This window comes from Pedobacter sp. W3I1, assembly GCF_030816015.1.
Taxonomy (GTDB): Bacteria; Bacteroidota; Bacteroidia; order Sphingobacteriales; family Sphingobacteriaceae; genus Pedobacter.
Map to the genome: position 1 here is coordinate 2,112,169 of NZ_JAUSXN010000001.1, position 24,070 is coordinate 2,136,238.

A 24,070-nucleotide genomic window follows, 5' to 3' on the forward strand; every position below is an offset into this window, starting at 1 on the left:
ATGTTATTTGTTTCGATGTTTTGTATATTTTTTATCGTTTTACTATTTTATAATAAAAGTCAGAATGTCAATTGGTCAATTCATCTGAATGTCACAATTTGCCAATCCAACTTTTTGACCAATATATCCCACATTTGAACCTTTTTTTGGCTTCAATTCCGCGTTAAAATTGTGTTATCAAATCGTTTGGTTAATACGGCCTTAATCTATATCGTTGATTTTAATATCTACGAGTAGTATTCAGGTACAGTCCAAACTTTCAGAACAGGGTTTTAAAAACTGAAGAATATAAGAGTTCAGCATGCGTAAAAAATTACAAGATAGAATTGCCTCTTTTAAGGATGCGGCGGTAATAAAAGAAAAGGGATTATATCCTTATTTCAGGTCGATAGAATCGGGCCAGGATACCGAGGTGGTTATAAACGGAAAAAAGGTACTCATGTTTGGTTCAAATTCCTATTTAGGTTTAACCAATCATCCTAAAATAAAAGAAGCAGCTAAAGCAGCTATAGAAAAATATGGAACAGGCTGTGCAGGATCGCGGTTTCTGAACGGTTCGCTCGATATCCACCTCACATTAGAGAACCGGTTGGCCGAGTATGTAGGCAAAGAAGCTGCTGTGCTTTTCAGTACTGGTTTTCAGGTCAACCTGGGGGTAATATCCTGTTTATTAGATCGTAACGATTACCTGTTGCTGGATGAGTACGATCATGCCTCTATTATTGATGGAAGCCGTTTGGCCTTTGCACGTACCATTAAGTATGCGCATAACGATATGCAGGACCTGCGCCGAAAATTAAGCCGGTTACCTGAAGATGCCGCTAAACTGATTGTTTCTGATGGCATTTTCAGTATGGAAGGCGACTTAGTTAACCTTCCTGAAATGGTAGACATTGCCAACGAATTTGGCGCCAATATTATGATGGACGATGCACATAGTCTTGGTGTAATTGGTTTTAATGGATCCGGAACAGCATCACATTTTAATCTGACCGAGGATGTAGACCTGATTATGGGTACCTTTAGTAAATCGTTGGCCTCACTAGGCGGTTTTATTGCGGGCAGTACCGAAACCATCGAATATATCAAGCACCGTGCCCGCTCATTGATGTTCAGCGCAAGTATGCCACCATCTGCTGTGGCGAGTGTGATTGCAGCATTGGATATTATCGAATCAGAGCCTGAACGGATTGATAAACTTTGGGACAATACAGAATATGCAAAGAAACTTTTGCTCGATGCAGGTTTCGATATTGGGCACAGCAACAGTCCGATTATTCCCATTTACATTCGCGATAATACCAAAACCTTTATGATTACGAATATCCTTCAGCAAAATGGCGTATTTGTAAACCCGGTAGTTTCGCCAGCAGTGCCTTCAGATTCGTCTTTGATCAGGTTTTCTTTAATGGCCACGCATACTTTCGATCAGATTGAATCAGCCATAAGCAAGCTAAGTGCTGCTTTTAAGGCTGTTAACGTAGAATTAGTGGGAAGCCAATCATGAGAGAACTGGTAAAGGTTTCTGGTAAAAAAGCATTGGCCGCATTTGTAGATTTTCCGCACGAATTGTATGCGGGCGATGTAAACTATGTTCCGGAACTTTTTATTGCGCAGCGCGATCTGCTTACCCCTGGCAAACATCCCTTTTACGAACATTCTGAAATTCAGCTCTTTTTGCTGTATGATGATGGTAAAATAATTGGGCGTATTGCAGCCATCAACAATACCAACCACAATAAAGTTTACGGTGGACATGACGGTTTCTTTGGTTTTTTCGATTGTATTAATGATGCAACCGCTGCCAATGCGCTTTTGGACGCAGCACAGGAATGGCTAACAGAAAGAGGATTGACAAAGATTTTAGGACCTGTAAATTTCTCTACCAACGAGGTTTGCGGATTGTTGATTGAAGGTTTTGACGGACCGCCAGTAGCCATGATGCCTTATAATGCGCAATATTATCTGCCACTTTTGGAGCAAATTGGCTTTCAGAAAAATGTCGATTTAAGGGCCTACCGCTACACGGCGGGCAATTATAGCGAAAGATCGGTTAAACTGCTGGATAGGATAGAAGAACGGCTGCTCCGTAATGACATTGTGCTTCGTAAAATTAACATGAAGAAATTCAAGGAGGAGTGTAATGCGGTAAGGGAGGTATACAATAAAGCATGGGATAAAAACCTTGGTTTTGTGCCGATGACGGATAAAGAGTTTGACTATACCGCAAACGATTTAAAAATGATTCTCGATCCTGAGTTTTGTATCCTCGCTGAGCAGCATGGCAAGATTGTCGGTTTCGCGTTGGCTATACCCGATATTAACCAGATCCTGATTAAAATTAAACGCGGTAGGTTGTTTCCTACCGGACTGATCAAACTTTTGGCCAATAAAAAGAAAATTGATGGGATTCGTATTTTATTGCTTGGTGTAGTAGATGGTTACCGTAAAATGGGGATTGAAGCTTGTCTTTATGGTCGTATTATCAAACATTTCAAGGCTAAAAACATGAAATATGCAGAGGCCAGCTGGACTTTAGATCATAACGATCTGATCAACAAACCTATTGAAGATATTGGCGGAAAACTATACCGAAAATATAGGATTTTAGAGAAAGCGATATGAAAAAACGGGTGTTGATCACAGGGGCAACTGGATTTGTGGGCTATCACCTGATTAAATCTGCTTTGGACAACGATCTGGAGGTGTATGCAAATGTTCGCAAATCAGCCACTGCAGATCACCTTAAAGATTTTCCGATCAACTATGTGGACCTTGATCTTTCTTCGATCTACCTGTTAAAAGAAAATATAGAGGAAAAAAAATACGACTATATCGTGCATGCTGCTGCGGTAACAAAGGCGAAAACACTGGATGATTACAATCAGGTAAATGCTATTTATACCCGGAATCTGGCACTGGCGGCTTCGAAATCGGTACATGCAATAAATAAATTTATATTCATTAGCAGTTTGGCTGCGCTGGGGCCTTTAAATCAAAAAAATGAAAAACTGACCGATAGGGGGGCATCAAATCCGGTAACCAATTATGGAATCAGCAAAGCACTTGCTGAGACATATTTGGCTCAGATCCCCAATTTGCCCTTAATTACCTTTAGGCCAACGGCGGTTTATGGTCCACGGGAGAAAGACATTTTCATATTGATTAAAACCATTAAAGCAGGGTTTGAACTGTATATCGGCAAGCAGGAACAAGAACTCAGTTTTATATACGCTACCGATCTGGCCGATATCATTATTAAAGCACTCGCATCTGATGTAGTTGGCAAAAGTTATAACATTTCGGATGGGGAAGTTTATAACCGTTCTGCGCTGGCTACTCATGTGCGTAAGGCCTTAAACAAAAAAACAGTTACCGTGAATGTGCCTGTGCAAATGATTAAAAGCCTTGCCTGGTCTATGGAACGGTTGTATGGCATATTTAATAAGATCCCAGCCTTAAATGTAGATAAGATAAAAGAACTCACAGCCCTTAACTGGGGCTGCGATATTAAAAATATTCAGAACGACTTCGGTTTTGTGCCCCAATTTGGGCTGGAACAAGGACTTGCTGAAACCATAAACTGGTACCGTAAAAACAATTGGTTATAAGATTTTAAATAAAATAGAATGAAACAACAAGTAAAAGCAGCTGAAGGCAAGCTGGGAATATTAATGCCAGGACTAGGCGCTGTAGCAACAACGATGATTGCCGGAGTTGCTGCAATTAAAAAAGGAATATCGAAACCAATCGGCTCGTTAACACAGATGGGTACCATCCGTTTAGGCAAAAGAACGGAGAACAAACAACCAAAGATTAAAGATTTTGTGCCTCTGGCTGGTTTAGAAGACTTAGTTTTTGGTGGCTGGGATGTGTACGAAGATAACGTTTATGAAGCGGCAATGAATGCCCGTGTATTAGATGCTAACCTATTACGCGATGTGCGTGAAGAATTACAGGCCATTAAACCGATGCGCGCTGCTTTCGATAGAAATTATGTGAAAAACCTGGATGGTAAATATGTAAAAGATCTCGATAACCGTTACGAACTGGCTTTAGCCGTAATGGAAGATATTAAAAACTTCAAAGCAGAAAATAACTGCGACCGTATAGTATTGGTTTGGTGTGGTTCTACGGAGATTTATTTCGAAGCATCAGAAGTGCACGAATCGCTGGCTGCGTTTGAGCAGGGCTTAAAAGACAACGATTTGCGCATTGCACCAAGTATGATTTATGCCTATGCTGCGTTGAAACTTGGAATTCCTTTTGCTAATGGCGCACCAAACTTAACCGTAGATATTCCTGCTTTAATCGAACTGGCTAAAGAAACCAATACCCCAATTGCTGGTAAGGATTTTAAAACTGGTCAAACTTTAATGAAAACCATTTTAGCTCCTGGTTTGGCAGCACGTTCATTGGGTGTAAATGGCTGGTTTTCTGATAATATTTTGGGTAACCGTGATGGTTTGGTATTAGATGATCCGGATAACTTTAAAACCAAAGAAGTATCTAAACTGGGTGTATTGGAAGATATCTTTAAACCAGATGTTAATCCGGATTTGTATGGCGACATGTACCACAAAATCAGGATCAACTATTATCCGCCTCACGGTGATAACAAAGAAAGCTGGGATAACATCGATATTTTCGGTTGGTTGGGTTATAAAATGCAGATCAAAATCAATTTCCTTTGCCGCGATTCGATTTTAGCCGCACCGATTGTATTGGATCTTGCTTTGTTTATCGATCTGGCTAAACGCGCAAACATGTCGGGCATTCAGGAATGGTTATCATTCTACCTGAAATCGCCACAAACTATACCAGGTGTACCAGCAGAAAACGACATTTTTAAACAGTTAATGAAACTTCAGAATACCTTACGTTACATTATGGGCGAAGAATTGATCACCCACTTAGGTCAGGATTACGAAGAAGAATTGATAGAAACAGTATAGTGTTTATTCACAAATTTCTTTCAACGGCTCTGGGAATAGGGTATATCGGCAAAGGTGCTGGTACTTATGCTGCAATAGCAACCTGTATCTGCTGGCACCTTTCCCAGAGCCCTTATAGTAACCCGTATTTATGGCCGGTGCTCTTCACGATGTTAATTGTGATGATCGGTGTGATGAGTGCCGATCGGGTAGAAGAAATTTGGGGTAAAGACCACGGTAGGGTAGTGATTGATGAAGTGGCGGGAATGTGTATTACCCTGTTATTTGTGCCTTTAAAATGGCAATATACCCTTATCGGACTTGTTCTTTTTAGGTTTTTTGATATTCTAAAACCCTTTTATATCCGTAAACTGGAAGAACTGCCAGGTGGTTGGGGTGTGATGGCCGACGATGTGCTGGCTGGGATCTACGCGAATGTACTGCTCCAACTGGTGGTTGTATTAGCATTGTTTTAGCCATGATGTTTACTTATTTAAAAGCACAGGCATCTTCATTAATTGCTTCGGCTACAGATTTTGGCATCACCATATTTGCCGTAAATATTTTAGGCTGGTGGTACCTTGCGGCAAGCATTACCGGAACCGTTTCGGGTGGGATTGTTAATTTCTATGTGAACCGGAAATGGGTTTTCGAAAGTGGATCTGCAGCTATTAAATGGCAGATATTGAAATACATTTTAGTATGGGCAGGCAATCTGATCATCGTAACCGCAGGTGTGTTTATCCTCACCCATTTTTTCAATCTCAATTACGTACTCGCTAAAGTACTTAGCTCGGTTTTAACCGGGATAAGCTACAATTATATGATGCAAAAGCACTTTATTTTTACAAGTTAAATGAAACCGATCTATTCATTTTTGTTATTCGTGGCACTCAGTTTTATTTTGCAGGTAAATGCTTTTGGCCAGAGAACAGTCGTATCGGGTATAGTGCGCGATGCGGTTACCAAAGAAACACTGCCCAATGTTTCCGTTTTTTTTAAAGATACCAAAATAGGGATACAGACAGATGTAAATGGAAAGTACACGTTGGTTTCTCCCGATCCACAAAGTGGGCTGAGTTTTAATTATGTAGGTTACCGCACTGTTTTTAAGGATATTGTACCTTCTGCCACGCAGGAACTTGATGTTGCTTTAGTTCCTGATTCGAGGGCGCTTGATGATGTGATTATTGTTGGCGGAAAAAAGACAAGATATCGCAATAAAGATAATCCAGCGGTAGAATTGATCCGCCAGGTGATTGCCCACAAAGAAGAAAATCGCATTAAGAGTTATAACACGGTGTCTTTTAGGCAATATGAAAAGATGTTGTTTTCATTGAGTAATGTTTCTGATAAATTTAAGAGCAAAAGAATGTTCAGGAACTATCAGTTTTTATTCCAGGAGCAGGATTCGACGTTAATAGGAGGGAAAAACCTTTTGCCGGTGTATATCCAGGAGAAACTATCTGACAGTTACCTCAGCAAAAATCCTGAAAAAAACAAAACGGTTGTTATTGCCGAGAAACAGGTAAACTTCGATAGCAGGTACATCGATAACAAAGGAATGAAAACTTATTTCGATAGGATGTATCAGGATATCGATATCTACAAAAACAACATTTCCGTAATCAGTAACGAATTTTTAAGTCCGATTTCGGATGGTGCACCTGCTTTTTATAAGTTTTTTATTACCGATACGTTAAAAAATCAAAAGCCTCAAATTATTGAGCTGTCTTTTACACCCCGCAATACAAACGATATGTTATTCGAAGGGAAGATTTATGTAACGAATGATAGCCATTATGCGGTTACCGGCGCTTCATTTGGGGTAAACAAAAACATTAACCTCAATTTTGTACGTGCACTAAAAATCGATCTCGATTTCGAAGCCAACGATAAAGGCAAATACAGTTTAAGCAAAAGCAATTTATTGGCCGATTTCGGTATTGGCAAAACCAAGGGAATAGGCTTCACGGGCGAGCGCACGGTTACTTTTAAAAATTACCAGTTCGATACGGTGTTGCCTGATACTATTTTTCAAGGGAAAAGTACGGTAGTATTAGCTGATGCAGCCAAAAAAGACGATAAATTCTGGGAGAACAACCGACTGGATACCATTTCGAAGAACCAGTTGAAGATTTATGGCAATATCGATACCCTGCAAAACCTGCCGTCCTTTAAACGGACGATGAAAATTGTCACCCTATTATTTGCAGGTTACCAGAATTTAGGCCCTTATGAAATTGGTCCGGTAAATACATTTTACAGCTTTAACAATGTAGAAGGCTTAAGGTTGCGTGTTGGTGGCCGCACAACGCCAGAGCTTAGTAAACGCTATTATTTCGAAAACTATCTAGCTTATGGGATTAAAGATGAGAAATGGAAGTTTTTCCTTTCAGGAACCTATTCGCTGAATAATAAATCGATCTACGAATTCCCGCAGAACTACGTTAGGGCAAGTTTTCAACGCGACACTAAAATCCCCGGACAAGAATTGCAGTTTGTGCAGGAAGATAATTTTCTGCTCTCGTTTAAACGTGGGGTTAACGATATGCTGTTGTACAATGATTTTTACCGTTTGGATTATGTTAAAGAGTTTGAAAACCACTTTTCTTACAATCTGGGTTTTAAAAAATGGAGTCAAACGCCGGCTGGTGGACTTAATTACGTAAATTCGAATAATCAGTTGGTAAACAGGTTAAGCACCAGCGAAGTTTCTTTGCAATTAAGGTATGCGCCAAACGAAAAGTTTTATCAGGGAAAAATATACCGTGTGCCCATTGCCGATCGTTATCCGGTATTTAATTTGCGCTATACCGCAGGTTTAAAAGGAGTTTTTGGGGGCGAATATAATTACCATAGCTTAATGGGTAGTATTGATAAACGCTTCTATCTATCGCAGTTAGGCTATAGCGATGTAACTTTCGAAGGTGGTTATATCGCCGGAAAAGTACCTTTTCCTTTATTAGATATACACCGCGCCAACCAAACCTATGCCTATCAGCTCAACTCGTACAACCTGATGAACTTTCTTGAATTTGTGAGCGACCATTATGTGAGCATCAATATCGATCATAATTTTAATGGCTTCTTTTTTAATAAAGTGCCATTGATCAAAAAATTAAAGTTAAGGGAAGTGGTGTCATTTAAAGCCTTATATGGTGGTTTGCGGAATGAAAATAATCCAAATTTCCAATCGGGTTTATACCAGTTTCCGGTTTACGAAAATGGTGCGCAAAGGACTTATGCATTAGGTAATGAGCCGTACATGGAAGGCAGTGTTGGTGTAGGTAACATCTTTAAATTATTAAGGATAGATCTGGTGAAACGTTTCAACTACCTCAATAATCCGGAAGTTTCGGAGTGGGGAATAAGGGCAAGGGTAAAATTTGATTTTTAAAAAATAAGCTATGGAAAAAAATCTAAGGGACAGCCTGCAACAGGGCATATATAAAGTGATCAATCCCTTTGTAAAGGGATTGATTAAAATCGGTTTAACACCTAATGCGGTAACCACTATTGGTCTGATCCTGAATATTGGCGTGGCGGTAATTTTTGTGCTCGGTGCCGAAAAATCGAATCGTGGCGATATGTCTTACATCGGTTGGGGAGGAGCGCTGGTGCTTTTTGCGGGTCTGTTCGATATGCTCGATGGTCAGGTAGCCCGTTTGGGAAACATGAGTTCGAAGTTTGGGGCCTTGTACGATTCCGTACTCGACCGTTATAGCGAAATGATTATGTTTTTGGGTATTTGTTATTACCTCGTGGCACATCATTATTTCTTAAGTTCGCTATTTGCATTTATTGCATTGATCGGTTCGATGATGGTAAGTTATACCCGTGCAAGGGCCGAGGGTTTAGGGGTAGAATGTAAAGGCGGTTTAATGCAGCGGCCAGAGCGTGTGATAACCATTGGAGTTTTTGCTATTGCTTGTGGTATTGCAGGCCATTTTATTGGTGGAGATTACAAAGTTTACGTGCCAGGGATTTCATTCCATGTTTTCGAAACGATGTCGATTTTTACCATGCCCATTACTATAATGGCGGTATTGACCAATATCACAGCTGTTAAACGTTTACAAGAGGCCAAAAAAGGCCTGGAAGCGCAAGAATTTAACGAGCGAAAAGGAAATAACAGGGCTGCGTTGATTGCAGGTTTGGTGTTGATGACGGGTTTAAGTGGAATGTTTTCACTCAATGCAAAAGCACAAGGGGCTGATCCATCTCCGATTACTTTCCCTACACCTAAAGATATCAGCAATCAATTGTTTTATTTACAGCGCGATCCGAATACCAATACCATAATTTGCCAGTTAAATGTAGATAAACATGGCGTGGTGAATAAAGATCAACCTGTAAATGTGTTTTGGATGCGTTACGGAGATAAAGGTGAAAAGAAAGAACTGAGTTATATCCAGCGGAAATTTGCGTATGGTATTATCAGCAAAAATCTGGGGAATGGCCAGTTCGAACTGCGGTTTACCTCGCATAAAAAACTGCCTATGTATTTAAATAAATCTGGTGCAGATAAAAAATACCATGTTTTTGCAACCATTAACAATAAGAAAATGCAGATAGAACGGATCTTCCTTCGGATTGAAGGTGGTACATTTTGGTTCCCTAATGTGAAATATGTAGAGATAAAAGGTTTTGATGCTTCGGAACCTTCAAAAGTGTTAATTGAAAGGATTAAGGTTTAGCGTGCGGGCGTTATGCGGGTGGCGTTCCCATGATGTCGTCATTTCGAGCGAAGTGCAACGAAGCCGAGAAATCTATATTGAAAAGATCTCTTCATTTCGCTACCGATGAAAAATCGGCAGGCTTCAGTCGAGATGACGGATTGGGTGATGAATGATATCGATTTGTCCGTCTGAGCGGAGTCCTCTCTACACGTCATTTCGAGCGAAGTGCAACGAAGCCGAGAAATCTAAAAGATAGATCTCTCTCCCGAAAGTTCGGGACTGCGCTTCAGTCGAGATGACGACTCTTCTATCTTGATTTGTCAGTCTGAGCGGAGTCGAAGACCCTGTGTTCAGATTAACAAATTGTTTGAGGAAAAGATCCTGAAACAAGTTCAGGATGACGATTAAATGTGAGGAGCCGAAAACCAGTTAAAAATAATTGCAAATGAAAAAGAATTTTGTTTCAAATTCCACCGCATCCATCAGGATGTTTAAGAATGACTTTTTGGAAAGTTTATCAAAAGTTCGATTTTACGTACCATTAATCGTGTATGTTCCGGTTATTGCCTTTCTTTTTTGGAAAGCGCTTTGGGAAATCGAAATGCCAGTTTTAAATTTTGCAGGATGGTTTTTGTTAGGCTTAGCCATTTGGACCATCACCGAATATATCCTGCACCGTTATATTTTTCATTTTGAACCCGATGTAGAGTGGGGCAAGAAAATCCATTTTATTTTTCATGGGGTACACCACGATTACCCCAACGATGCCAAAAGACTGGTTATGCCGCCTTCAGCCAGTATCCCTATGGCCTTGGGTTTTTATTTTCTTTTCGATTGGTTATTACCCGATACAATGGTTTATCCATTTTTCTCAGGTTTTATGATCGGTTATCTTTTTTATGATATGGTGCATTATGCACTTCATCATGCTAATTTTAAAAGCGGTTTCTGGAAACAGCTAAAACAACACCACATGCTTCACCATTATTCCGACTCGACCAAAGGTTATGGTGTAAGCTGGACTTTTTGGGACCATATTTTTAGGTCTAATTTTGATAAAAAATAATATGCAGCAAGAAGTATTGCTTAAAAACAGTTTTTATAATATCCGGAATATTTATCTGACAGTTGCTGTATCTGCTGGATATCTATTGTTATCAGTACTGTTGGTCGGCTTTAAAACCGATCAGCTGGTGCTGATTTTTATTTTTAATACTTTATTCTTCATCTCGAAGGGAACCAGGCAGTTTATCCTTGGCTTTTCAATCTTTATCGTCTACTGGATACTGTTTGATTATATGAAAGCTTTTCCAAACTATCTTTTTAATACGGTATATATTGAAGATTTATATAACCTGGAAAAAAATACTTTCGGCATTAACTACCACGGATTAATACTTACGCCTAATGAGTACTGGAAGATAAATAGTACTGCTTTTTTAGATGTATTGACAGGATTTTTCTATCTGATGTGGGTGCCTGTTCCTTTAGCATTCGCTACTTATCTTTTCTTTAAGAATAAGGAACAGTTTGTCCGGTTCTCGCTCACTTTTGTTTGGGTAAATTTATTGGGTTTTGTGCTTTACTATACTTTCCCGGCTGCGCCGCCATGGTATGTGCAGGAACATGGTTTCGAATTTATAGCCAAAACAGCTGGTAATACTGCTGGATTAGCCCGTTTCGACCATTATTTTAACATTACGCTTTTTCATGGGATATATAGTAAAGGTTCTAATGTATTTGCGGCCATGCCATCGTTGCACTCATCATATCCTGTAATTGTTGTTTATTATGGTTTAAAAAACCGCTTGGGAAAAATTAATATTTTCTTTTTTACGGTGATGCTCGGCATCTGGTTTTCGGCTGTTTATACCAGTCATCATTATATGCTTGATGTGTTGGCTGGAATAACCTGCGCATTTTTAGGTATTATTTCTTTCAATTATTTAATGCGCAATACTAAGTTGAAACAGCTTACAGCGAATATGATAAGTGCCATAAGTAATTAAAAAGCCCAATGCTTAATCTTAAACGATCAGCTATTGGGCTTAGGAAAATAAGTTATTGGAATTAGAATGAAACTAATTATTTAACGCTTACTCCTTTATCAGGTGCTTAAGATTGTTAGAAATTGTGCGGAAAATATTCATTTTCAACTGTTCCGTCATCGTACATTTTAAGTATTGCATATCCAGGTGGCGTTTCCAGATAATAACCGCGGCCTGCAGATTCTGCATCGCCCTTGCCCCACCAAAAACCACTCATGGCTCCATTACAGCAGTACCGAACACCATTGTAAACCGTTTGATCGGAAAGATGGTTATGGCCACTCAGGCATATTTTTACCTTATCGCGGTGTTTATAGAAAAGATCTTTCAGTTTTTTACAGTCTGAATGTCCGCCACCAACCAATACCTGGGTGGTGCCCAAGATTGGATAATGTGACATGAGCAAAGTGGGTGTACCGGCAGGCAGGTTTTTTAATTCCTGCTCCAGCCAGTTATATTGCTCGTCATCAAGCGAAATCTTGCTGTTATTTCCGTCAAGGATAATAAAATGCCAGTTCTTTTTGGAGAAACTATAATAACGGTTAGGAATTTTTAGCCGTTTCACAACATAGTTCTTCCCATACATCTCATCTTCTTTTGTAGGTGCTTTCCACCAGGTATCGTGGTTGCCAATACAACTGTGTATTTCGTATTGATTAATTGTTTTAATGCAATCATCCCAAATACCCCATTGCTCGGTTACCTGATTACGCACTACATTATCGTAAGAAGCATCGTTAATGGAATCACCTCCGTTTAAAAAGAAATCAACTTTATGCTTGCTGGTAATCTGTTTTAAACATGCTTTAAATCGCTCGGGAGCATTTTCCCCTGCACGTATGTGCACATCGGTAATGTGGGGCACGGTAAGCACCAGTTTTTTACCTTTTGGTTTATCCAGGAGTGTTTCTGAAGCCAATACAGGTAATGTACCTGAAAATGCGGCACCTGCTGATAGGCCTATGGCCTTTAATAAAGACCTTCTTTTTATTTCTGTCATCATTACCAACCAAAAATTTGTTTCAGTTTAGGGTTCAGGATTACCTGTTGTTGCGGAATTGGACGATAATAGAATTTTGGTTCCTCAAAGTTTCTGGTCACATTTTCTGTTACGATATTGCCTCCGCTATTACCGTTCTTTAAATAAACCGTTGCATCAGTTCCGATTAATCCTGCACGGTAATAAATAAGTTTTACCCCAAGTGAGTTCTTTTCTTTCTGGTCTTCTCCAGGGATAGTGGCTGTTCTGTCAATCAGAATGATGTCATCAACTCCATCACCGGTAAGGTCGTATTTGCCTAATCCAGCGAAGTACATGCCTTCGGGACTTTTGGTGAGCAGTTTGCCTGCCTTCCAGCGCATTAAATCGTCAAAGCGTATATTTTCGAAAGCGTATTCTACTCTGCGTTCCCTTCTAATTTCGAGTATAACACCCGCATTGATGGTAACATTTGGATATTGCGATAGTAATGCAGGATCAGGGTTGGCATTAGCCGTTCCCAGATTAAGATCAGGCAAGCCTGCTCTTTTACGAATTAAATTTACCGATTGGTCGAGTTGGGACTGTGTTAAGGTGCCTAATTCGGCAAGTGCTTCCGCGTAGGTTAACAATATTTCTGCATAACGGTATACCGGAAAATCTACACCGTTTAAGATGGCGTTATCGGTACTGTTTACATAACCTTTTAGCTGGTGGTAACCTGTAAAGTTTTTATTTAAGCGCTGAATATATGGCGTAGGATCGGGTACTCTCGTCCATCCCGGGTAAACCATAGTTTGCGACATTCGCGGATCACGATCTTTAAATTCTGCAACAAAACCCAGTTGTGCGTAGTTTGCTAAGTCAGTAAACCTACTTCCATCTTTCATTAAGTAGGTTTGCAATAGGTCTTTGGCTGGTGCCTGCTCATAATCGCCAAATACAGTCGAATTCACATTCTGGCTTTTACTCTTACTCAGGTCGAAGATGTTAACCAGAATCACTTCGCTATTGGCAGTTAAATCCTGACTGGAGAAAAGTGTTGCATAATCCTGTTCCGGTTTCCCGGTGTTGTAAATGTTAAACTTTTTACCAGCGATGATCTCCCCTGAAATTCTTGCTGCAGTTTCTAAAAAAGTATTTGCTGAGCTGCTTAAATTCAGTTCGTTATGGTATTTACGATAAGTACCCTCGTAAAGTGCTGCCCGTGCATATAAAGTGGCTACTGCCCATTTTCCCGGAGTACCCACCGGAACGCTTTCCCTTACATTTTTATAGGCAAAATCCAGATCTGCCATTATACTGTCGGCAATCAATGTCCGTGGATCACGAGGTCTGTAAAGTTCTTCATCACCAGGTTCCAATGTGCCCGAATACCAGGGAACATCAGAGAATCGTTTTACTTTATCTAGATAAAATTCGGCACGGTAATACCTGGCCAAACCTGCGTAGTGGTTTTTAACCGCAGCTGCAACCTGTGCTTTTCCGTAGTTTTCCAGAAAGTAGTTAATGTTTCTTAACCTGCCCCAGCTCCAGCCAGTTGTGATATTTTGGGCGTTTGCGTTGCCGGCCATGATATTTTTTACTTCAACTGCCGCAGTCGTGGCTACGTTATCTGTACTCTGATCATTAAGGTAAGTATTACGGTCTGGCTGGGAGAGCAGGCCATTTACGTAAAGCGAAAGATCACTTTCAGTATTAAAGAACAGGTTAGGGGAGATGGAGGTTTGTGGAAAACGGTCCAGCCCAGTTTTTTTACAGGCTGCGAGTATACCCACAGCTGCAATAAATAGGATATATAGATACTTTTTCATTTTTAAAATAATTTAAAATGTGAGTGCTTAGGTTAAAAATCGAGGTTTAAACCGAAAGCATATCTGCGTTGGTAAGGATATGCCCAGGCACTTGGCCCCTGGTTAACCGCTTCCGGATCAATAAATTTCTTGATTGAAGAAAACTCATACAGGTTTTCGCCGGTAACAAATACACGAAGACGGTTTACATGAAACTTTTTGGTCCATTGAACCGGTAGCGTATAACCAAGCGATACATTTTTGATCCTCAGATAAGCACCATTTAGCAAGTATTTAGTTTGGGGAATATCTAAACCCGATCCATAATTGGCATCAGCAAGCCACGATTGTAATACCGGATATTGCGAATCGATATTGGCATCGGCAAGTCCGGCAGCGATATAGGAAGCAGAGTGTTTTGCCCTTTGTTCTGGCGAATCGGCTGCTCCACGGTAAAAATCAAGGTTCCAGGGATAAACGTTAGCATATGGTTGTTGATAAGGCCCCCAGAAAAGATAGTGGTGAGGATAAAAGTCTCTTTTTAGTACACCTTGTAAAAACACTGAAAGATCGAAACCACCCCAATCCATATTCAGGTTTGCGCCAATGGTATAACGGTCAGAACTGTTTCCAATAATTTTTAGATCTTTAGGATCATTCGAACTCAGACCTCTTTCAATTTTTTTATTTCCATCTAAGTCTACATATTTTGGCCATCCTTCAACAATAGAAAGGGCACCCCATGGAATAAGTGCAGATTCATCCAAAGCGGCAATCTCTGCTTTGCTGCGGAAAACGCCATCATTCTGTAATCCCCAGATCTCTCCAAGCACCTGTCCTTCGCGGTAATTTGAAAATAGGTTCTGGTCATTTTTGAACCTGGTAATTTTGGCTTTAGAATCGGCAAGGAATATTTTAGCATCAAAACTGAAAGGTTTGGAGCCGAGATCAAACCTGTCTCTATAGGTTACCGAAAGCTCCCATCCCTTGGTGCGCAGATCGGCTGAATTCTGACGTGGTACACCGGTGCCTAACACACCTGGCAATTCCTGTCCTGCAGTAAGCATGCCTTTGGTATCGCGGATATAATAATCGAAAGTGAAGGAGAGTTTATCGCTCAATAGTCCGATATCAGTACCGATGTTTAAGGTTGATACCCTTTCCCATGTATAAGTTTGGGGATCAACATTTAGTCCCGGAGCACCGTTAATCACCTGATTCTGGCCATTGCCGCCAATTAAATAACCTGAAGTGCCGGGTACAAGAGATTGGATATAACCAAAATCACCCACATTCTGATTCCCAAGGTCGCCATAAGAAGTACGGAGTTTAAAAGTAGATATTGTAGGTGACAGTGATTTGAAGAAATCTTCACCACTCACTATCCATGCGACCGATGCCGAAGGGAAAAACCCCCAGCGTCTGTTGATTGGAAAGCGCGATGAACCGTCATACCTTCCTGTGGCTTCCAGGATGTACCTGTTTTTGTACGTGTAGTTTAATCTCGAAAATGCACTATTGGTGGCATAAGCCGAATAGCCCGCACTGGCTGTAGCAGTGCCGCTGGTAAGCGATAGGTACGGCAGAGAAGAGGAGATAAGGATATCTTTACTCGCGTTTACAGTAGAATAGCGATAATCTTCGCTATTAAAACCCATCATTGCACTGAAGAAATGATCGCCTAATGTCTTTTTGTAAGTGCTATATATGTTAAAGGCATTGTTGTATAAGTAACCATTGTTTTCAGTTACAGAACCGTTTCCGCCTTCTTCGCGGATATCATTTGGACCATAGCCAATTTTGTATTTTTTGCTATCGTTATGTGTTTTCCAAAGCTCGCGTTTAAAGGATGCATCAGCATTAACCTGAAGATCGCCTTTTAAAAATAAAGCTGTTGCACTGGTAATATTCTGGAAACCAAACATATTCTGAAGATTGTTTCCGCCATCAACAAGTTTTGCAGCCAGTTTACCAGCAGCGGTATTTGCCCAGGTACCATCAGGGTTTTTAGCCACATCGGTAGGCATGAGGTAATACAAATCGGTAATATTTCCGTTGGGAAGTGCCCGTTTGGTTTCATAAATATTCAGGTTATTATCAACTTTAAGCCATGAGAGTGGAGAAAAGCCCACTTTTGACCTTAATCCATAACGGTCCCAATAATCGGCGGTAAGTTTATTTAAGCCATTATCTCTTGAGTAATCTGCAGAAAGATAATAGGTTAAAGGTTTTTCGTTTATGGTAGCTCCTCCCGAGAAGGTAAGGGTATGGCTTTTGGATAAACTTGAGTTATTAAAAAAATAATTATACCAATCGTTGCTGCCCATATAGGCCCATTTGGTAGGATCGGTTGGGTTTAACCGGGTATCGGCTATGGATGGATTATCTGATCTTTCTTTTGCCCATCGATAATACTCATCAGAATAATTCACATAATCCCATGGGGTATTATCAGTAGAGGTTTCTAAAACCCTCGAGAAAATATATGGATCTGTTACTGGTTTAGGCAGTAAAGTTGGTTTCGCCCATGATTGGAAGGTATTGTAACTAATTACATTATTGCCTGCCACACCTTGTTTAGTGGTAATCAGGATTACACCAAAGGCTGCACGTGCACCATAAATAGCTGCAGATGCCGCATCGCGCAATACAGTGAAAGAGGTAATGTCAGACGGTGTTAAACGCAACATGTCATCATTACTCGTTGCGGGGATACCATCAATAACAATTAACGGTGAGCCTCCGTTGATGGATGTATAGCCCCTGATATTGATGTTGGGTACACTACCCGGCGCACCACCTGCATAAGTGATGTTTAGCCCGGGGCTAATGCCCTGCAAACCTTGCAATACGTTGGTTACCGGTCTCGATTCGAGCTGCTTGCCTGAGATCTGATCAATTGCACCGGCAACATTGATTTTTTTCTTGGTCCCAAATCCAACCACCATTACCTCATCGAGGTTGGCAAAGTCAGGAGATAGGGAAACATCAATTTTTGTTCTGCCATTAACGGCAATTTCCTGTTGCTTGTAGCCGATGTAGGAAAAAATAAGGATGGCATCAGGTTTTACACTGCTTAAGGTGTAAACACCGCTGCTGTTGGTTGCAATGTGTAAATTTGTTCCTTTTACCGTAATGTTTACGGCAGGGAGCGTTTCCTCCGTCTTTGCGTCTGAGACCACACCTTTGATGGCGATCCCCTGAGCAAAGCCACTAGCGGATAGGATCAACAGCGTGAACATCCAGAGTAGCTTTTTTTTCATTTTGCTTAATTATTTAGTTGTTTGATTTGGAATGATAGGTGCTTTTCAGCGGCGCTAAATTGAACATATCATATGAATGTTAAGTTAAATCTAAATTAATATATTAATTGAATGTTCATTCAATCTATTAAGAAAATAAATTTGCAGAATACAACTACTTTTGATTAGTTTGCCTAATTAAATTAACTGCACAATGGGACGCAAAAGCCTAAAAGAGACAAGACGACTCGAAATTATTAAGGTATTTTACCAGGTAGCCAAGAAAGAGGGTTACGAAAATACCTCTATTGCCAAGATTGCTAAGGTGATGGATATTAACCCAAGCCTTATTATTCATTATTTTGAAACCAAAGAAGGACTTACTTATGAACTGATCGATCATATACTCGATCGGTATTTATTGATTTATACGATAAAGAACAAAGGGAAAGCAAAACTAGAAGATTTGCAAGGCACTATTGAAATGCTGTTTTCTAAAAAATGGAACCTGCTTTTTGATGACGGACTGTTTTATACCTTTTATGCTTTGGCATTCAGGGAGAAAAAGATCAAGTTGAAATATAAACATATTTTAGATGCCCTTCGCAATGGTCTGGCGCTAATGATTGAACAGTGCAACGAACAGGATATCACAAACGTGGAGAACCCTCAGGTTACGGCTGATTTTATTTTCGTACTGGTAGATGGGGCTTATTTTTATCTTTCAATGGAAAGCGATAAGAAAGCTTATTTAGATCGTTTGGCCTATTACAAACAAAAGGCATATGATGCCCTTTCCATATCACCGCTTAAGACTGCTTCTGCTCCCGCTTGCTAAACTGCCTGCTTAAAGCATACAAACCAATAGACATCCAGAGCACATTTGCAGCGGCATTTGGTAGATCGTGGGTGTCTAGCGCGGTTATGGCTAAACACAAACCACCTAATATGTTTAGGGCCTGAAAAGAGACTGAATCGGCACGGATTAATTTCATGCTTAAAAAAAGATAGCCAAGGGTACAAAATACTACTCCAGACCATCCGATAATTGACATCAATAAATTCATCATGTTGTATTGTTTGCTAGTAAAGCTATAAAATAATGTGATTACATCGATATGAACTAGCGGGCTAAAAATCACTTCTGTTTCTATTTTATAACCTGAATAATTGCTAAACTAGATGTGTTTGTTGAGTCACGTATTTTGTATAGCAGGTTAAAGCGAAGATCAAAACATTAAAAAAGACGCTAAAAAAATAGCCAGGTTTTATAGAAAGATCAGGAAATAATTGCGAAATTTTCTTGGTACTGAAGTGATCAACCTGTTTTGATATTGAACAGGTTATTTTATATTAACATTAGCGTTATATATTTGGATATCTATAGGGTTCGTATAGTTTTCAATTTTTGTGTATTGACATCAGCAATCGAATCAATCGGCAACGGTCATTTTCAAGGTGCATGCCCATGCGGTAAGGGTGATAAATCGGATATGGAAAGAATTCTACGGACAATCGTGATGAAACCCCTGCTGTTCTGGATTCCGTTTAAGCGCGATAAATGCTATAGATGCATGCGTAAACGATGGGTGCTTGAGAGAAAATCATCCTGAAATCAGGATGCCTGGCATAATAACCCGTTGTTGGAACACTTAATTTGAAAATTTCAGCCTTATCGGTACTGGAACTTAAAAATTTGATTCCAAAACATTCAGGTCAGATTATCTGTAGTTTATCTCATAGATTTATACCGAATGCAAAAAGATGCGTTGCAGGCTAAATCGTTAATATGGAGATAGAACAGTACCAATTCGGCCAAGATTTTATTGGCTTTGTGAACAATCTTTGTGCATTGGAAGAAGATGCAGCCGCAATGCTTTCCCAGCACTTAGAATCCCTTCGTTTTAAAAAAGGAGAGGTCATATTGATAGAGGGAAGCACGTGCAAGCACCTATATTATATCAACAGCGGACTGGTTAAAATAGGTTTTGAAAGTAAGGACCGTACTTTTATTATGCGTTTCTTTGCCGAAGGTGAGATGTTTACAGTTCTGGATAGCTACCTCTCGCAGAAACCATCCACCTATGAAGTTGTGGCTTTGGAGGATACAGTAATTACGCGTATATCACGAACAGAAATGGATAAACTCCGTACCCGTTTTCACCGCATGGAAACTTTTTTTGGGAAACTGGTTGCTATGGCTTCGGTTAACATGATGGACAGGATCGGTGAAATATTGGAAGAACAGGCCTCAGCACGGTACGAAAATTTTTTAAAGGAGAATCCAGGCCTCCTACAGAGGGTGAGCCTCCGCGATCTGGCCAGTTACCTGGGTATTACCCAGGTTTCTTTAAGCAGGATTAGAGCGGGAATATAATTTTTTATCATTTGATAAATTTTCACCGTTAGAGATGTACTAGGTTTGGATATAAAATTTAAAGGTTATGAAAACACAATTCTCTATACTGCAAAAGTTAAGCCTCGTAATCGCAATTATTTTTACCATTGTTGCACCAATAATGGGATATCTTTCCATTGGATTGCCACCTGTTATTATTGTGGGTGGATCTGCAGTGATTGGTTTGGTATGCTGGTGTGCCACTTATCTTAAAAACCCCGTAGAACCAAAAATCATTTTACCGCTTTTTCTGCTCACGGTTGCTGGCCTTCAGATCCACATCATAGAAGAATACCTCACGGGTTTTGCTCCCGCAATGAGCAGGCTTTTTGGCATTCCGTGGAGTGAAAAAAGTTTCTTATTGGTTTTTGCGCTGGTTGGACCAACAATTTACACCCTTACTGCCCTTGGCCTGTACTACAGGATTCCGATTGCAGGTTTTGTTGCCTGGTTTATTTTTATCGGTCCAGGATTAGCAGAATTTACACATTTTATTTTTCCGCTGATCAAGCCAGCACTGCACGCTGCAATATTAGATCCACTTACGGCGCCTATCCAGGGAGTATTGATTACTAATATGCGTAATTATTACCTCGGCGCAACCGGAAAGTATTATTTTCCAGGTATGTGGACAGCGGTATTGCCAATGATACCAGGAATTTATGCCATTTACCGTTTGTTTAAGTTGAACAGATCCGCAAAGCCTCAGGAGTAGTCCTATAATATCAAACTGTTAAACTTTTGGTTTACACTTTTAAATGTAATATAACTGACTACTTTTACGGCGATCAATAGAAACGATCGATGTAGAGCGCTTTTTAGTAGCACGCCGAAGGTTCGATTCCTTCCTCTACAACTCCATTAAACCTTTGCAGGTGCTAATAAATTTTAATCGCTGCAAATTCCCGGGCTATGTCCTATCGTGTGGACACATCTCTGTGGATATCCCAACCCTGCATTGATGCTTTAAAATACTTGATGCCTATCCAAAGGGTAGTAATTCCTGGGTGCCTGTTACTTTCGTAGCCTTTCCATCCCCCAAGTCTGGCTATTGCCCATACATACCTCTTTAGGTCTTTTGCCTGATATGGGTTTTTCTGCTTTTGGGTTTTCCCTTCAAGACGGATTATCCGATGATCAAGAAACTCCTGCTCCTGGGCCGTAAAACAGGAATCTGCTGACAGCTCTATCTCAGGCTCTGCATAGGAGAGTCTCATAAGAAACAGTTTGATCACCACTTCCATGATCAGTATAGAAAGTTTTTTAACCGAAGAGGCGTATTCAAGTTCCGATGCTTCTATGTTGTATCCCTCTTTCTTAAGTATCTTGAATACTTCCTCTATAGTCCATCGCCAGCTGTACCATTCTATACAGGCCTTTGCCATTTCGATACTTTCTACAGGAAGGGTAGTCAGCAACCTCCAGCAGATACTGTCCTCTCCTGCGTAGCCAACCTCTTTTGCCTCTACCATAAACAGGGGTACTGTAGTGGGCAACCCCTTGCTGGTACCCTTTGTGCTTTTTATTTCGATATCTCTATACCTGACCTCTATTTTAGCAGTCCGCTTTTTCCGTTTCCCCTTGGCGGCTACAGGAAGTTCGTAGTATCCTGCTGACTCATAGGCGGAAAGGCAATCGAAAAGCTTGGTCTTATCGCCCAGCGTTCTGTTGGATCTTGCCCGGACCAATAGATCGGTGTGCCCATCTGGAATGAGCGCAAACTGTTCATATATATCGCCCTCTCTGTCCTGAACGATCAGCATACCCTTTACAACATCGCTTAATGCAGATTTGGTATTGTTCGAAGCCTCGATCCATTTATAGGATTCTTTCTCTTCTATAGGCAGCGATTGGTACTGACGCTCAAATTTTGAGCTAAACTCCAGCGGTCGGTTCCATATCTTAATGTCAGAGTAACCATAGGGAATGCAGTTCTCTGCATCAACAACCAGGCTTGGATGTATAAAAAAGCCAAGCCCCTTAACTTTGTTTGCATTGGTGGTGCCTAGGCCACTGGTTTTATTTATCCTATTCCCGTGACTACTAAGGTTAATCTCGGTAGTGTCCTGAAAGCAGATAACATATCTGCCTGAACATGCTGCTTTACAGTTCCCAATAAGGTTGGACAAGAGTTCATCCTCGCTTATCCGTTCATTCAGGAGAAAACGGTAGAAGCCTTTTGCGGATGCATCATCATCTGTAAGTTGCCGTATCGAATGAACACTCCGGCTAAAAAGGTCATTTAAAATCTTATTCCCTCTTAAAAGTAAACGGTGATCCCCTAAATCTGTAAATTCTCGATGCATATCAAGCGCAAAGTAAATAAAAAGATGTGTCCACACGATAGGGGCTATGTCGGGATCGGTAGAACAGAAACTGCTTGTCAGAAATTCCCCGAGTTCCGGTCTGTCGGCATTCTCCATGATCGCTGAGACCAAAGCACCAGCGATCGAATCAACCAGTAACAACCATTCTCAAGGTGCATGCCCATGCGGTAAGGGTGATAATCGGATTTGGAAAGAATTCCACGGACATTTTTGATGAAAACCCTGTTATTCTGGTTACCTATAAAATGCTATAGGTGCTACCGTTGCATGGCAACAGCTGGGTACTTGGAAGAAAATCACATCAAATCAGCCAATAAAATCTATCATGCAGCACCAGAATTGCTTTTACTGATTTTTTTCAGTATTTCAAATACATGAATCAGTAGCTGGTTGAAATCGTGTTGTGGGTTAAATGATGATTGTCGATAAGGGAGTAAGCAAATTGTAATAAAAGAAAAAGGGAACACCAAGTACAATTGCTTGGTTTTCCCCATTTTCTATGCAATAAATATAAATCCTATTGAAAATATTGAGAAAGATCTGTTAATCTTCCACCTGATACATAAATAGATCTGGTTGGTGTGGTAACTGCAGTTCTGGCATCTGCAATTACAAATAACTTTGATTTTCCTGCCTCAAAATTTATCCCGTTTTCAGCAAAGGCTGCAGTGATTCTACCCTCATTAGGCTTTAGCGTATAACCATTAAGCACTAAAGGGGTACCAGAAGTATAAGGCTCGGTATTGGTTCCTTTTTCAACTATATCAAAACTGTAAATATAATTTGTACCTGGTAAAGGAGGTAGTTCTATCGAATTAAAAGACCCATTTTTAGGTAAGGTAAACCTAAGCTCGGGTGTTACTTTTGTTCCGGCAGTTGTATTCGATGCCGTTTTAAGCCTGGTATAGAAAACAAGGTCTACATCAACATTTTTAAATTGATTTGGAAATGTAGTTTCAAATTTAGCCGTCAGCATCATGTTAGCAGGATTAACAGGGGGATCAACTTTTACATTATCAACTATTTTAATGCCGTCAAAAAAGAAGCCGATATTTTGCTGTGCCGTGGCCGATTCGATTGTCTTGGTTAGGAGAATAGCAGTTTCTCCTTTTTTGCGGACGGTGATTTCTCTTGTGGTACCTTTATCGATCAGTATGGAAGATAATTTATCTATGGCACCATTACCTGAAGAAAATACAGTCCCATCCAACAGGAATTCGAGTTCGCCAGATAATGCATAGCCTTTAAGTCTTAATGAAATCGCATTATTATATATTTTGGTCCCATCATAAAACAGGCTAATATTCTGATCGAATGGAGTAGCCATAATGGTTCTGGTAAGCAATATTTCGGAAGTGCCCTTTTTTCTGATCTTTAAAACGGCATTCTGATCTTTTACGGCAAGCAAGGTTTTAAAATTGATACCACCAGCAAGTGGGGTAGCAATGATACTGTCTTTATATAGGTATTCCAGTTCAACGTTCGTTGTGCCGGTAATGTTTAGCTGAATAATTCTAGCTGGTTCTGGTTGAAGAAGTTCTGCTTTTCGGCAAGATAAACTTAAGGCTACAACAGCAGAAAGGAAGAAAAGGGTAAAAATTTTTAGTTTCATATAAGGGGTCATTACATTTAAAAACAGCTGTCTGTTTTTGTAATAAAGGTGGCCG

The 24,070-nt window shown here is 40.2% G+C and carries 19 protein-coding genes; 13 read left to right on the forward strand and 6 right to left on the reverse strand.

What is annotated here, in order from left to right:
- The first annotated feature begins 301 nt into the window (after positions 1-301).
- The 10 genes from QF042_RS08975 to QF042_RS09020 all read left to right on the forward strand — a co-directional run bounded on the left by QF042_RS08975 (position 302) and on the right by QF042_RS09020 (position 11,625).
- Positions 302-1,507, forward strand: a complete 1,206-nt coding sequence (locus QF042_RS08975) for an aminotransferase class I/II-fold pyridoxal phosphate-dependent enzyme (protein WP_307527418.1) — start codon at positions 302-304, stop codon at positions 1,505-1,507.
- Complete coding sequence (locus QF042_RS08980) at positions 1,504-2,625, forward strand: hypothetical protein (RefSeq protein ID WP_307527420.1); 1,122 nt, start codon at positions 1,504-1,506, stop codon at positions 2,623-2,625. The genes QF042_RS08975 and QF042_RS08980 overlap by 4 nt, the downstream gene beginning before the upstream one ends.
- Positions 2,622-3,611 (forward strand): NAD(P)-dependent oxidoreductase, encoded by a 990-nt coding sequence (locus QF042_RS08985; RefSeq protein WP_307527422.1) that lies wholly within the window; start codon positions 2,622-2,624, stop codon positions 3,609-3,611. Before QF042_RS08980 ends, QF042_RS08985 begins: the two co-directional genes overlap by 4 nt.
- 18 nt (positions 3,612-3,629) lie before the next feature.
- Positions 3,630-4,955, forward strand: a complete 1,326-nt coding sequence (locus tag QF042_RS08990) for an inositol-3-phosphate synthase (RefSeq protein WP_307527425.1) — start codon at positions 3,630-3,632, stop codon at positions 4,953-4,955.
- Complete coding sequence (locus QF042_RS08995; protein ID WP_307527427.1) at positions 4,955-5,410, forward strand: phosphatidylglycerophosphatase A; 456 nt, start codon at positions 4,955-4,957, stop codon at positions 5,408-5,410. The genes QF042_RS08990 and QF042_RS08995 overlap by 1 nt, the downstream gene beginning before the upstream one ends.
- A 2-nt stretch (positions 5,411-5,412) precedes the next feature.
- The gene (locus tag QF042_RS09000; protein ID WP_307527429.1) at positions 5,413-5,790 is read left to right on the forward strand and encodes a GtrA family protein; all 378 of its coding nucleotides are present in this window, start codon (positions 5,413-5,415) and stop codon (positions 5,788-5,790) included.
- A complete protein-coding gene (locus QF042_RS09005; RefSeq protein ID WP_307527431.1) occupies positions 5,791-8,334 on the forward strand; it encodes a DUF5686 and carboxypeptidase-like regulatory domain-containing protein in 2,544 nt (847 codons plus the stop codon). It begins immediately after the preceding gene.
- A 10-nt stretch (positions 8,335-8,344) separates the two neighbouring features.
- Positions 8,345-9,634, forward strand: coding sequence for a DUF4833 domain-containing protein (locus QF042_RS09010; protein ID WP_307527433.1), 1,290 nt, complete (start codon positions 8,345-8,347; stop codon positions 9,632-9,634).
- A 427-nt stretch (positions 9,635-10,061) separates the two neighbouring features.
- Positions 10,062-10,682, forward strand: a complete 621-nt coding sequence (locus QF042_RS09015; protein WP_307527435.1) for a sterol desaturase family protein — start codon at positions 10,062-10,064, stop codon at positions 10,680-10,682.
- Position 10,683: 1 nt separating this feature from the next.
- Positions 10,684-11,625, forward strand: a complete 942-nt coding sequence (locus tag QF042_RS09020; RefSeq protein ID WP_307527437.1) for a phosphatase PAP2 family protein — start codon at positions 10,684-10,686, stop codon at positions 11,623-11,625.
- A gap of 115 nt (positions 11,626-11,740) precedes the next feature.
- Here QF042_RS09020 and QF042_RS09025 read toward each other — a convergent pair whose 3' ends face one another.
- The 3 genes from QF042_RS09025 to QF042_RS09035 are packed head-to-tail and all read right to left on the reverse strand — an operon-like array spanning position 11,741 to position 17,699.
- Entirely contained in the window at positions 11,741-12,667 is a 927-nt protein-coding gene (locus tag QF042_RS09025) for a metallophosphoesterase (protein WP_307527439.1), read from the reverse strand.
- On the reverse strand, positions 12,667-14,457 hold the full coding sequence (locus tag QF042_RS09030) for a RagB/SusD family nutrient uptake outer membrane protein (RefSeq protein WP_307527441.1): 1,791 nt from the start codon (positions 14,455-14,457) through the stop codon (positions 12,667-12,669). Before QF042_RS09030 ends, QF042_RS09025 begins: the two co-directional genes overlap by 1 nt.
- Positions 14,458-14,489: 32 nt before the next feature.
- Complete coding sequence (locus tag QF042_RS09035) at positions 14,490-17,699, reverse strand: TonB-dependent receptor (RefSeq protein WP_307527443.1); 3,210 nt, start codon at positions 17,697-17,699, stop codon at positions 14,490-14,492.
- 193 nt (positions 17,700-17,892) lie between these two features.
- On the opposite strand from QF042_RS09035, the gene QF042_RS09040 reads away from it, so the two are divergent.
- Complete coding sequence (locus QF042_RS09040) at positions 17,893-18,516, forward strand: TetR family transcriptional regulator (protein WP_307527445.1); 624 nt, start codon at positions 17,893-17,895, stop codon at positions 18,514-18,516.
- On the opposite strand, the gene QF042_RS09045 is transcribed toward QF042_RS09040, so the two are convergent.
- A complete protein-coding gene (locus tag QF042_RS09045; protein WP_307527447.1) occupies positions 18,488-18,748 on the reverse strand; it encodes a hypothetical protein in 261 nt (86 codons plus the stop codon). The genes QF042_RS09040 and QF042_RS09045 overlap by 29 nt on opposite strands.
- A 719-nt stretch (positions 18,749-19,467) precedes the next feature.
- Between QF042_RS09045 and QF042_RS09050 the strand changes: the two genes are divergently transcribed.
- Positions 19,468-20,055, forward strand: a complete 588-nt coding sequence (locus QF042_RS09050; protein ID WP_307527449.1) for a Crp/Fnr family transcriptional regulator — start codon at positions 19,468-19,470, stop codon at positions 20,053-20,055.
- Between the two features lie 67 nt (positions 20,056-20,122).
- Complete coding sequence (locus QF042_RS09055; protein WP_307527451.1) at positions 20,123-20,791, forward strand: hypothetical protein; 669 nt, start codon at positions 20,123-20,125, stop codon at positions 20,789-20,791.
- A gap of 202 nt (positions 20,792-20,993) precedes the next feature.
- Here QF042_RS09055 and QF042_RS09060 read toward each other — a convergent pair whose 3' ends face one another.
- Together QF042_RS09060 and QF042_RS09065 are read right to left on the reverse strand one after the other, a co-directional pair.
- Entirely contained in the window at positions 20,994-22,382 is a 1,389-nt protein-coding gene (locus tag QF042_RS09060) for an IS4 family transposase (RefSeq protein ID WP_307527453.1), read from the reverse strand.
- Between the two features lie 538 nt (positions 22,383-22,920).
- Entirely contained in the window at positions 22,921-24,015 is a 1,095-nt protein-coding gene (locus QF042_RS09065) for a hypothetical protein (protein ID WP_307527455.1), read from the reverse strand.
- Between the last annotated feature and the right edge of the window lie 55 nt (positions 24,016-24,070).

Coding starts and splice junctions, on each gene's coding strand:
- QF042_RS09000 (WP_307527429.1), top strand. CDS start 5,413: ATGATGTTTACTTATTTAAAAGCACAGGCATCTTCATTAATTGCTTCG.
- QF042_RS08975 (WP_307527418.1), top strand. CDS start 302: ATGCGTAAAAAATTACAAGATAGAATTGCCTCTTTTAAGGATGCGGCG.
- QF042_RS08980 (WP_307527420.1), top strand. CDS start 1,504: ATGAGAGAACTGGTAAAGGTTTCTGGTAAAAAAGCATTGGCCGCATTT.
- QF042_RS09030 (WP_307527441.1), bottom strand. CDS start 14,457: ATGAAAAAGTATCTATATATCCTATTTATTGCAGCTGTGGGTATACTC.
- QF042_RS09060 (WP_307527453.1), bottom strand. CDS start 22,382: ATGCATCGAGAATTTACAGATTTAGGGGATCACCGTTTACTTTTAAGA.
- QF042_RS09045 (WP_307527447.1), bottom strand. CDS start 18,748: ATGATGAATTTATTGATGTCAATTATCGGATGGTCTGGAGTAGTATTT.
- QF042_RS09065 (WP_307527455.1), bottom strand. CDS start 24,015: ATGAAACTAAAAATTTTTACCCTTTTCTTCCTTTCTGCTGTTGTAGCC.
- QF042_RS08990 (WP_307527425.1), top strand. CDS start 3,630: ATGAAACAACAAGTAAAAGCAGCTGAAGGCAAGCTGGGAATATTAATG.
- QF042_RS09035 (WP_307527443.1), bottom strand. CDS start 17,699: ATGAAAAAAAAGCTACTCTGGATGTTCACGCTGTTGATCCTATCCGCT.
- QF042_RS09010 (WP_307527433.1), top strand. CDS start 8,345: ATGGAAAAAAATCTAAGGGACAGCCTGCAACAGGGCATATATAAAGTG.
- QF042_RS08985 (WP_307527422.1), top strand. CDS start 2,622: ATGAAAAAACGGGTGTTGATCACAGGGGCAACTGGATTTGTGGGCTAT.
- QF042_RS09015 (WP_307527435.1), top strand. CDS start 10,062: ATGAAAAAGAATTTTGTTTCAAATTCCACCGCATCCATCAGGATGTTT.
- QF042_RS09055 (WP_307527451.1), top strand. CDS start 20,123: ATGAAAACACAATTCTCTATACTGCAAAAGTTAAGCCTCGTAATCGCA.
- QF042_RS09005 (WP_307527431.1), top strand. CDS start 5,791: ATGAAACCGATCTATTCATTTTTGTTATTCGTGGCACTCAGTTTTATT.
- QF042_RS09025 (WP_307527439.1), bottom strand. CDS start 12,667: ATGATGACAGAAATAAAAAGAAGGTCTTTATTAAAGGCCATAGGCCTA.
- QF042_RS09020 (WP_307527437.1), top strand. CDS start 10,684: ATGCAGCAAGAAGTATTGCTTAAAAACAGTTTTTATAATATCCGGAAT.
- QF042_RS09050 (WP_307527449.1), top strand. CDS start 19,468: ATGGAGATAGAACAGTACCAATTCGGCCAAGATTTTATTGGCTTTGTG.
- QF042_RS09040 (WP_307527445.1), top strand. CDS start 17,893: ATGGGACGCAAAAGCCTAAAAGAGACAAGACGACTCGAAATTATTAAG.